This window comes from Streptomyces sp. KR55, assembly GCF_052245645.1.
GTDB lineage: Bacteria > Actinomycetota > Actinomycetes > Streptomycetales > Streptomycetaceae > Streptomyces > Streptomyces flavusporus.
Map to the genome: position 1 here is coordinate 1 of NZ_JBQQCE010000367.1, position 9,969 is coordinate 9,969.

7 protein-coding genes are annotated in these 9,969 nt (G+C 72.3%); 4 read left to right on the top strand and 3 right to left on the bottom strand.

The features are described 5' to 3' along the window. The coding region (locus ACTWQJ_RS37720; RefSeq protein ID WP_443310947.1) for an asparagine synthase-related protein at window positions 1-961 on the top strand (961 nt) is incomplete at its 5' end. A 34-nt stretch (window positions 962-995) separates the two neighbouring features. On the opposite strand, the gene ACTWQJ_RS37725 is transcribed toward ACTWQJ_RS37720, so the two are convergent. Together ACTWQJ_RS37725 and ACTWQJ_RS37730 are read right to left on the bottom strand one after the other, a co-directional pair. Then, window positions 996-2,819, bottom strand: coding sequence for a sigma-70 family RNA polymerase sigma factor (locus tag ACTWQJ_RS37725; protein WP_443310948.1), 1,824 nt, complete (start codon window positions 2,817-2,819; stop codon window positions 996-998). Between the two features lie 221 nt (window positions 2,820-3,040). Then, a complete protein-coding gene (locus ACTWQJ_RS37730) occupies window positions 3,041-3,802 on the bottom strand; it encodes a TetR/AcrR family transcriptional regulator (RefSeq protein WP_443310949.1) in 762 nt (253 codons plus the stop codon). Between the two features lie 422 nt (window positions 3,803-4,224). Here ACTWQJ_RS37730 and ACTWQJ_RS37735 point away from each other — a divergent pair, with 422 nt between their 5' ends. Together ACTWQJ_RS37735 and ACTWQJ_RS37740 are read left to right on the top strand one after the other, a co-directional pair. Next, a complete protein-coding gene (locus ACTWQJ_RS37735; protein ID WP_443310950.1) occupies window positions 4,225-5,592 on the top strand; it encodes an NAD(P)/FAD-dependent oxidoreductase in 1,368 nt (455 codons plus the stop codon). Between the two features lie 235 nt (window positions 5,593-5,827). After that, window positions 5,828-7,474, top strand: coding sequence for an ATP-binding SpoIIE family protein phosphatase (locus tag ACTWQJ_RS37740; protein WP_443310951.1), 1,647 nt, complete (start codon window positions 5,828-5,830; stop codon window positions 7,472-7,474). Window positions 7,475-7,637: 163 nt separating this feature from the next. Here the strand turns inward: ACTWQJ_RS37740 and ACTWQJ_RS37745 are convergent, their stop codons facing one another. Continuing rightward, complete coding sequence (locus ACTWQJ_RS37745) at window positions 7,638-8,897, bottom strand: MFS transporter (protein ID WP_443310952.1); 1,260 nt, start codon at window positions 8,895-8,897, stop codon at window positions 7,638-7,640. 151 nt (window positions 8,898-9,048) lie between these two features. Here ACTWQJ_RS37745 and ACTWQJ_RS37750 point away from each other — a divergent pair, with 151 nt between their 5' ends. Next, the gene (locus tag ACTWQJ_RS37750; protein WP_129798593.1) at window positions 9,049-9,603 is read left to right on the top strand and encodes a MarR family winged helix-turn-helix transcriptional regulator; all 555 of its coding nucleotides are present in this window, start codon (window positions 9,049-9,051) and stop codon (window positions 9,601-9,603) included. Window positions 9,604-9,969 lie beyond the last annotated feature (366 nt).

Below are 9,969 nucleotides of genomic sequence, written 5' to 3' on the forward strand. Positions count from 1 at the left end.
GGGCAGCGCCGACCACCTCACCGGCTACGGCGCCCGACAGGTGCTGGACGCCCATCCGGCGCGCCTGGCCGACCTGTTGATGGACCGGCAGCGGCGGCACCTGGTGCGGCCGGTGGCCGCACTGGCGAAGGCTGACGGCTCGGTGATGGTCCCCGCGCGCGTGTACGCCGCCGCGCGCCGGCTCGCCCGGACGCCCTACGGCGCGGGTCTGGAGGGGCTCGCAGAGTGGCTGCTCCAGCAGCGGTTCGAAGAACCCGGCGGGGCGGTGGGTGCGTCGCTCGCCGCGCTCACCTGGGCCAGACCGGGGCCGGCGGCCCGGTGGCTGACCGGTGAGGCGCTGGCAGAAGTATCGATTCGCTTGCAGGGGGCGACCCATCGCTCCGGAGTAGGACCCGGGCAGCGGCCGGGCGACTTCCGCGCGCGCGGGGCGTTGGCCCGGGCGGCGGCGGACGTCCGCGTACTGGAGCAGGCCGCGGAGATCCGCTTCCAGCGCCTGCACACACCCTTCCTCGACAACCAGGTCGTGCGCGCCTGCCGGGCCCTGCCCGAGGCGCTGCGCGTCCAGCCCGGGGCCCGGGCGGCGATCCTGCGTACGGTCCTGAAGGGCGCCGGCGTCGCGGACCTCCCGCCCGGCTGGGGCGCGCCCTCCCATGCGCCCGCGGCGGCCGCCGCACGTGCGGGACTGCGCGTTGCCGTGGACTCCCTGATGGCGTTGTTCGACACGCCCCTGCTGGCGGAGGCCGGGCTGGTCGAGGCCCGGGTCGTCCGCAAGGCCCTGCGCGCGGCGGCACAGGGCGAACCCCTGCCCCTGGACGGGCTCGCCGACCTGGTGTCCCTGGAGCTGTGGCTGCGCCGCCTGCTCGCCCGGCGCGGCACCTGCTGGACGGGAACACCGGCACGCGCGCGTGCGGTACCGGCGGGGATCACACCGCGCCGGGGGGCGCTGGCCTCGGGCGCGTGAGCCGGCGCGCGTGCGGAACGCGCCTCGACACCCCCTACGAGCAGGTGAACTTCGACGCGGCCCAGTCCGCGAGTGCCAGGTTGTCGAGGGCGCTGTGCGGCTCCACCACCAGCCGTACGGTCCTGCGCCCGGTGAGGTCCACATGGACGGGGACGGCGGGGTCGCCGCCCTTGATCACCCCGGACTTCCACAGCTGGACACCGTCCGCGTGGACGGAGAAGGAGACCTGGCCGAGCTTCAGCATCCCGTCGTCGACACCGACCCACGCATCGTAGGAGGCGCACTCGCGGTTGAGGTCGACGGTGACGGAGGACCGGCCGTGGACGGTCACCCCGCGCGCGTACGACGTACCGCCGACCGACAGGCCGCCCCGCTGCCACACCCAGGTGCTGCCGCTGAGCCGCATCTCGGGTTCGGTGCCGTCGCCGGTGAGGTCGTAGGACAGCTCGCTCAGCTGGTAGTCGGTCCCTGGGGGCGGCGGGGTCGGGGTCGGAGTGGGCGTCGCCGTAGGCGTCGGGGTGGGCGTCGGCTCCAGGGTGGGCGTGGGCGCCGCAGTGGGCGTGGGGGACGGTGTGGGCGTCCGGGCCGGGCCCGCCGCCGGGACGATCGCCGGCGGCCTCGGAGCGGGCTCCTCGGGCGACGGCGTGGGCGTGGGGGTGGGCGCAGGCGGCTCGGGCTGGACGATCGGCGCGGACGCGCGCGGCCTCGCCTCCGGCTTCTCGGGCGGGCTGTCGTCGCCGGCAAGGGCGAGCGCGACCACCGCGATCGCCGTGGCGACCACCCCGGCCGCGATACCGGCCTTCACCGGCGCACCCAGCCCCTCCGACGCCGCACCACCGGCGCCGGCCCCGCCGGACGAGCCACCGCCCGACGCGCCCGCTGCACCCGCAGCACCGGCTCCGGCGCCTCCGGCGACGAGCCCGGCCGCCTTGGCGTACCCCGCGGCCCCGAACCAGCCGATGACCGCAACCGGCACGACGGCGGGGATGCCTCCGGCGACCTCCTCGATCTGGCCGGCGGCCAGCCGGCACCTGGCGCACTCCTCCAGGTGCTTGCGCAGCCCCCGCTCGGCGCGGGTGCGCAGCCTGCGGCGGGCGTACGTGCCGAACTGGCCGGCGTAGCGCGCGCACTCCTCGTCGCTGGTGAGGGCGGCGCTGACGTGGGCCTGGAGGTAGGCCTGTTTGAGGCCCTCGCGGGCGCGGCTGGCGAGGACGCGGGTGCCGTTGGCGTCGAGCCCGAAGAGCGTGGCGACCTCGCTCGGGGACTCGTCCTCGACCTCGGTGTGCCACAGCACGGCCTGCCAGCGCTCCGGCAGCGACCGGAAGGCCCGCATCGCCAGGGACTGCTCGGCCTCGTGCATCGCCCGTACGTCGGCGCCCAGTTCGAGTGTGTCCCGGTCGGACCCGTCCGACCGGGCGGCCTGCGTGGCGAACACCGCGAAGTCGTCGACCAGTTGCTCCCGCTTCGCGGAGTTCGTCCAGTTCGCGGCGACCCGCCTGACGGTGGTGAGCAGGTACGCGCGTACGGCGTGCTCGGGCCCGGAGCCGCCGCGTACCGCCTGGAGCATGCGGGCGAAGACCTCGGCGGTGAGGTCGTCTGCGGTGTGGGCGTCCCGGCAGCACGTGCGCGCGTACCGGCGGACCGCGTCCGCGTGGCGCCGGTACAGCTCCTCGTAGGCCGTGTCGTCGCCCGCGCGCATCCGTGTGATCAGCCCGGCGTCGGACGTCGGCGGCTCGGCCGGCGGCGTCAGGACGCCGTCCTGCCGCCGGTCGCGCTGCGCCGGTACCTGGGGTGGCGTGAGGCCCTCGGCCTCGGTGCCGTCGCCACCGAGTGACTCGTCCCGCCCGTCAACACCCATCGCGGAAAGCCCCTGCCGCCTGCCCAACCAGCCCCGAACAGGAGCCAGAGTGCCATATTGGCTTTTGTTCAGGAGGCGGAGTGCGGACCATCCACTCGTCCGTGGGGACCTGCTGTGAGCCGGTACCGGTCGTCAGTCGTTCGGGCAAGGCTCAACGGGCGGTCACGGAGGAGGCGTTGGGCCGGGGGCGGCGCACCGCCCCCGGCCCGCTGCACCACACGTCACGCCGGTCGCGACCGCAGCCCCTCCAGCAGAATGTCCAGCAGCCGCGCCGAAGCCGCCGCCTGCTGCGCGGCATCCGGCAGCGAGGGCGCCGCCGTGGCGATGACCAGCAGAACGTCCGACACCGACACGTCCGGCCGCAGCTCGCCCGCCGCGCGCGCCCGCTCCACGAGCTGGCCCACGACGTCCAGCAGCGCCGCCGCCCCACTGTCTTCCTCGGCCGCCGACGACCCCTCCGGCACGAGCCGCAGCTCACCCGCGCCGGGCTGGATCCGCTGCTGCGGCACCCGCGCCTCGTCGAGCCGGGCGCGTTCGCCGGCCTCGTCCGCTACGCCGACCCGCAGCACCTGCGGCGGCAGCAGCCGCCCGGCACCCGAGGCCACCGACGTACGCAGGAACCGCGACAGCGCCGACCACGGCTCGTCCTCCTGGCCGAGCGCCGCCCGGGCCTGGTCGGTCAGCCGGGAGGTCTCCTCCTCGGCTATCCGCCGCACCAGGACGTCCTTGCTCGGGAAGCGCCGGTACACCGTGCCGACACCGACCCGCGCGCGCCGCGCCACGTCCTCCATCGGCGCGCCGTAGCCCAGCTCGCCGAAGACCTCGCGCGCCGCCCGCAGTACATGCTCGAGATTGCGCTGTGCGTCCACGCGCAGCGGCGTCGTCCGCGGTCCGTCCCCGCGTCCGTCGCCCGCCGCCGCGCCCACCATGCCACCAGGTGCGATGGCAGAAGCGGTAGACCAACGAGAGTCCTGAATGTGCATACGAAATCCCCCGGTAATGACGTCTCCCCCCGGAGACTCTCCCCGCCATAGATAAGCCGGAGCGTGTGGAACAAGCCCGGAACCGCGAGCCCGCCCGCCGGACCACGAGCCTGCCCGTCGCGAGCCCGAGAACCCAGGAACCCGGGAACCCGGCGAGCGCATCCCCCTACACCCCGTCGACACACGAACATAGTTGAGAGGGACTCAATTCAGAAGGGGCAGGTTCCGCACGGAGCGCCCCCCGATCGGAGTACGGGTCGTATACGTCCCGGTTGCACACCGTTACGCCACCCGGCTCACCCCCGCTGACCTGCACGGATGTCGCCTGCGCCGACATTTCGGCCAACCCTGCGCATGCCCCGCGCGCGGTCACACAATTTGCCGGGGCTGTGGACAAACGCAAGCGCCGGGTGCGTCATGGGATGGTGAAGGAACCTGCGCGCATTCTCGTTGTCGGCGGCGGCTACGTCGGGATGTACACGGCCCTGCGCCTGCAACGGAAGCTGAAACGGGAACTCGGGCGCGGCGAGGCCGAGATCACGGTCGTCACGCCCGACCCGTACATGACGTACCAGCCGTTCCTCCCCGAGGCGGCCGCCGGTTCCATCTCCCCCCGCCATGTCGTCGTACCGCTCCGCCGCGTCCTGGCCGACTGCCGGGTCGTCATCGGCGAGGTCCGCTCCATCCGGCACGCCGAACGCGTCGCGGCCCTCACCACCCTCGCCACCGAGGAGGAGGGCACCGGCGCCGAGCAGCTGTCGTACGACGAACTCGTCCTCGCCCCCGGGTCCGTCTCGCGCACCCTGCCCGTCCCCGGCCTCGCCGACCACGGCATCGGCTTCAAGACCGTCGAGGAGGCCATCGGCCTGCGCAACCACGTCCTGGAGCAGATGGACATCGCCTCCTCCACCCGCGACCCCGCCATCCGCGACGCGGCCCTCACCTTCGTCTTCGTGGGCGGCGGATACGCCGGAGTCGAGGCACTCGGCGAGCTGGAGGACATGGCCCGCTACGCCACGCGCTACTACCACAACGTCCAGCCCGAGGACATGAAGTGGATCCTCGTCGAGGCCTCGGACCGCATCCTCCCCGAGGTCGGCGAGGAAATGGGCCGCTACACGGTCACCGAACTACGCCGCCGCAACATCCAGGTCCTCCTGGGCACCCGTCTCGAATCCTGCGCCGACCGGGTCGCGGTCCTCAGCGACGGACAACGATTCCCCACGCGTACGGTCGTCTGGACGGCCGGCGTGAAACCCCATCCGCTGCTCGCCGCCACCGACCTGCCGCTCACCGAGCGCGGCCGACTGCACTGCACAGCCGAGCTGTCGATAGAGGGGCACGCGCACGCGTGGGCCGCAGGGGACGCCGCCGCCGTACCCGACGTCACCGCCGGCGCACCCGGCACCACATGCGCCCCCAACGCCCAGCATGCGCTCCGCCAGGCCAAGGTCCTCGGCGACAACATCGTCCACTCCCTGCGCGGCGAACCCCTCCAGACGTACGCCCACAAGTACGCCGGTTCGGTCGCCTCCCTCGGACTGCACAAGGGTGTCGCCCACGTCTACGGGCGCAAGGTGAAGGGCTACCCCGCCTGGTTCATGCACCGCGCCTACCACCTCAGCAGGGTGCCGACCTTCAACCGCAAGGCGCGCGTGCTGGCGGAATGGACCCTCGCGGGCCTCTTCAAACGGGAGATCGTCTCGCTCGGTTCACTCGAACATCCCCGAGCCGAGTTCGAACTCGCGGCCGGTGGAAAGCCTCCTTACGACCCGAAGGGGTCGACCTGACCCTCGCGAGGAACTCCTGCGGCCACCCCGGCGTCTGACGGATGTCGGCCCGGTCGGCCACACTGCCAGACTGATCCCCGCGACAGGGCGAGCCCCTGCCCACCAACCCACGAGGCTTCTCCCAAGTGCTGCACTTCCCAGGGGCCGTGACAAGGTACGGCCACCGACGTACGACCCCTGGGGGACCGGGCCGGATCCGGAGCCGGCCGACGACGACTACACGAGGCAAGGATTCGTGAACTTCACGCGCTGGAGCGCCCGGCTCCCCGGAACGCAGCGCCGCGCCGCAGCGCGGACCGCACACACGGTCACCCCGGACCGGCGAGGTGATGGCTCCGTCCCCGCAGCCCGCACCGAGCACCTGACCGACGACCCGGTGCCGGTCCCCGCCGTGGACGAACTCCCGGTACGCGAGGTCCTCGACCGCGTCCCCGCGCTCGTCGCCCTGGTCCACGGCCCCGACCACCGCCTCGCCTACGTCAACGACGCCTACGCCACCGCCTTCGGCGTACGCCCGCCCGGGGCACCCGCCCGCGAGGTCCTGCCGGAACTCCACGAACTGGGCCTGCTGCCCCTCCTGGACCAGGTCCTGCGCAGCGGCAAGCCCCGCACGGTCAAGTCCCGCAAGGCCCCCGACGGCCGCTCCTACACCTTCACCTGCACCCCGGTCGCCGAGGGCGACGGCAGCGACCCCGGCGTCCTCGTCTTCGCCACGGACGTCACCGACCACGCCGAGGCCGCCGAACGCCTCCGCGCCAGCGAACGCCGGCAGCGCGAGACCGCCGTCACCCTCCAGCGCTCCCTGCTCCCCCAGGAGCTGGAACAGCCCGACGACCTCCGCATCGCCGCCACCTACCAGCCCGGCGGCACCGAGGCCGCCGTCGGCGGCGACTGGTACGACGTGATCACCCTGGGCGGCGGCCGCACGGCCCTGGTCATCGGCGACGTCATGGGCAGAGGCGTCCGTGCCGCCGCGGTCATGGGCCAGCTCCGTACGGCCGTCCGCGCGTACGCCCGCCTCGACCTGCCCCCGCACGAGGTCCTCCAACTCCTCGACGGCCTCGCCGCGGAGATCGACGCCAACCAGATCGCCACGTGCGTGTACGCCGTCCACGACCCGAACGAGGGACGGCTGGTCTACGCCTCGGCCGGCCACCTCCCCATCCTCGTCCGCGACGACAGCGGCAACGTCCTGCACGCCGACGAACCCACCGGACCGCCCCTCGGCACGGGCGGCTGGATGCACACCTCGGGCTCGATCCCCCTGGGCCCCGGCTCCACCGCCGTCCTCTACACGGACGGCCTGGTGGAGCGCCGGGACAAGGACCTGGACGAGGGCATCGCCGCCCTCGAGCGCGCCCTGGCAGGCGCGACCGGCACCCCGCAGGTCATCTGCGACCGCCTGGTCCGCTCGGCGGGCGTGACGGCGGACCACGACGACGACGTCGCCGTTCTGGTCCTCCAGCACCCGGCCCGTACGGGCCCGGAGAGCGACCTGTTCCGCAACGCGGCCCTGGAACTGCTCGGCGGCGTGGAAGCGGCCCCACGCGCGCGTGCGTTCGCCTCCGGCGTCCTCACCAGCTGGCGCTTCCCACCCGACCTGCACGACCTCGGCGTCCTCGCGGCGAGCGAGCTGGTCGCCAACTCCCTCCAACACGGCACCCCACCCATGCGCCTCCGCCTCCGCCGCACCGACCGCCGCCTGATCGTCGAGGTCACCGACGGCAACGACCACCTCCCCCGCCGCCGCCGCGCAGAACCGGGCGACGAGTCGGGCCGAGGCATCGCCATCGTCGCAACGATCGCCTCCAACTGGGGCAGCAGACGAACCCCGGGGGGCGGAAAAGCAGTGTGGTGCGAATTCGCCCTACCAAAACCCTGAGCCACAACCCCCGTCAGCCCGCGGGCACCCACCCGTCGTGCCGCGGGCATTCGTGCCTCCCCCAGAGGGGACCCCCAGGGCGGCACGGGTGGGCGCGGGCGGCACCCCGCAGCGCGGGGCTGCGCGACCCACCCCGCCCAGCCGCAACGCCGCCCGCCCCGCCTCACGCCTCCGCAGGAACCGCCTCCGAAGCCCCACCCCGCGACACAACCCGACTCCGCCCCAGCCACGGCCGATCCTGCACGTCACTCAGCTCCCGCCCCAACCGCACCGCCAACACACTGATCCCCAGCGAGAACAGCAGAAACGTCACGACATACGGCCCATGCAACGCAGCCCCCATCGGCCCACCCACCGCCGGCCCAACCGCCAACGCAAGCTGCTTCACCAGCGCGAACGCCGAGTTGTACTGCCCAGCCATCCCCACCGGCGCAAGATCGGCAACCAGCGGAGCCACCGTCGGTGACAACATCGCCTCACCCAGCCCGAACAACGCATACGTCGAGATGAACGCCGCCGTAGCCATCTCCTGGCTACCGTGCCCCAGCCCCGCATACCCGGCCGCGACCCACGCGACGGCCCAGATCAGCCCGACCGCCGCGATCACCCGCGACCGCCGCCGCCGCTCGACGAACTTCAGCACGGCGAACTGCGCCACCACGATCATCGCGGTGTTGGCAGCCAGCGCCGTCCCCAGGGCAGACGTAGAAATCCCGGCCGCCTCGACCCCGTACGCGCTCAGCCCCGACTCGAACTGCCCGTAGCACGCAAAGAACAGCACGAACCCCAGCACACACAGCTGCACCATGGCCCGGTTACCCAGCAACTGCTTCCAGCTGCCCTTCGCCGACCGTCCCGGCGCATCCCCGATCCGCGGCGAGTGCGGCACCCGCACCGTCGCCATCACCATGACCAGCAGCAGGAACATCGCCGCCTCGATCGCGAACAGCAGCGTGAAGGACGAGACCCGGGTCGCGTCGACGAGATGACCACCGATGAGCCCGCCGACACCCAGCCCCAGGTTCTGCAGGAAGAACTGCATCGCGAACGCCCGGGACCGCGTCTCCGCCGACGAACAGTCCACGATCATCGTCGCCAGCGCCGGCTGCATCACGGCCTGCCCGGCCCCGAGCGCCCCCGCCGACAGCAGCACAGCCGCCGCATTGCCCGCGAACCCCAGGCTCAGCGCCCCCAGCGCGGCGGTGACCAGGGCGGCGAGCAGCACCGGCAGCGGGCCACGCCGGACGATGGCCCGCCCGGCGAACGGCAGCACGATCAGCGCGGCCACGGCGAAAACGGCGAGTACGAGCCCCGCCGTCACGGCCCCCAGCCCCCGCACCTGCGCCACATAGACGTACAGGTAGGGGACGGTGAAGCCGAGCCCGAACGCGCTGAGTGCGTTGCCCACGTGGATCCGGCGCATCGCTGCGCCCATCGCCCTGGTCACGTTCACCTCTCTCAAGTACTTGCGAGCGTCACTAGTTAGAGATGAAGACTTCACCCCTAAACTTCGAAGTTAAAGAGTACATACAGAAGGACTTCAACGCCAAGCAGGCCCGTGCGATACTTGCCCCATGGGCGACACCACCGGCACCGGCGTCACCGAGCCGACACTCGAAGAACAGATCGCCGCCTACCAGCGCGAGTTCCGGGACCTCGACCCCCAGGTCGAGAAGATCGTTTCGGCGCTCTCCCGCCTGAACCGCCGTATGAACGTCGCCTACGGCCGCCAGACCGCCGCGCTCGGCATCAGCAACGCCGAGTGGGAGGTCCTCAAGGCCCTCGTCCTCTCCGGCGCTCCCTACCGCATGGGCCCCAGCGACCTCGCCAAGCGCCTCGGTCTCACACCGGCCGCGATGACCCACCGCATCGACCGCATGGTCGCCGAGGGTCTGGTCACCCGGGAGCGGGACGAGACCAACCGCGTACGGGTGATCGTGGAGCTGACCCCCGAGGGCCGCGAGAAGTGGCTCGAGGCCATGCGACTGGCGTCGGTCTTCGAGGAGGACCTCCTGCAGGACCTGTCCCCGGACGAGCGAACAGTCCTCGGCGAGGTCCTGACCAGGCTCCTGCGCAGGGTGGAACACGCCCAGCCGGACGCCGGCGGCCGCCTCAGTGACCTGGACTGAAGCGGGCGTAAAAGATCTTGACAGGGGGTGCTTGACAGCCCCCTACCCGATCCGTAAAGTTCTTCGGGTTGCCACGGAGCCGTAACGGTTCTGCGGCAGCACCTCCCGCCGCGAAAGCGGCAACTCAAACCACCAGCACGATCTCCCGACGGGGTTGATTTCGGCGCGCCCGAATTCAATTCGAGTGGGACTCGGCGGCCCGATTGGGAATCGCCGAGAGAATCCGCTAAGGTTTGAGACGTCGGAACGGCCCAACGGCCGGGAAGACAAGCCCCGCTGACTGGGAGTCAGGCCCGAAAGGGTCTGATAGAGTCGGAACCGCCGGAAAGGGAAACGCGAAAGCGGGAACCTGGAAAGCGCCGAGGA

Excerpts from the sequence above, each read along its gene's own strand:
- ACTWQJ_RS37725 (WP_443310948.1), bottom strand. The coding sequence starts at position 2,819 with ATGGGTGTTGACGGGCGGGACGAGTCACTCGGTGGCGACGGCACCGAG.
- ACTWQJ_RS37730 (WP_443310949.1), bottom strand. The coding sequence starts at position 3,802 with ATGCACATTCAGGACTCTCGTTGGTCTACCGCTTCTGCCATCGCACCT.
- ACTWQJ_RS37735 (WP_443310950.1), top strand. The coding sequence starts at position 4,225 with ATGGTGAAGGAACCTGCGCGCATTCTCGTTGTCGGCGGCGGCTACGTC.
- ACTWQJ_RS37745 (WP_443310952.1), bottom strand. The coding sequence starts at position 8,897 with ATGCGCCGGATCCACGTGGGCAACGCACTCAGCGCGTTCGGGCTCGGC.
- ACTWQJ_RS37750 (WP_129798593.1), top strand. The coding sequence starts at position 9,049 with ATGGGCGACACCACCGGCACCGGCGTCACCGAGCCGACACTCGAAGAA.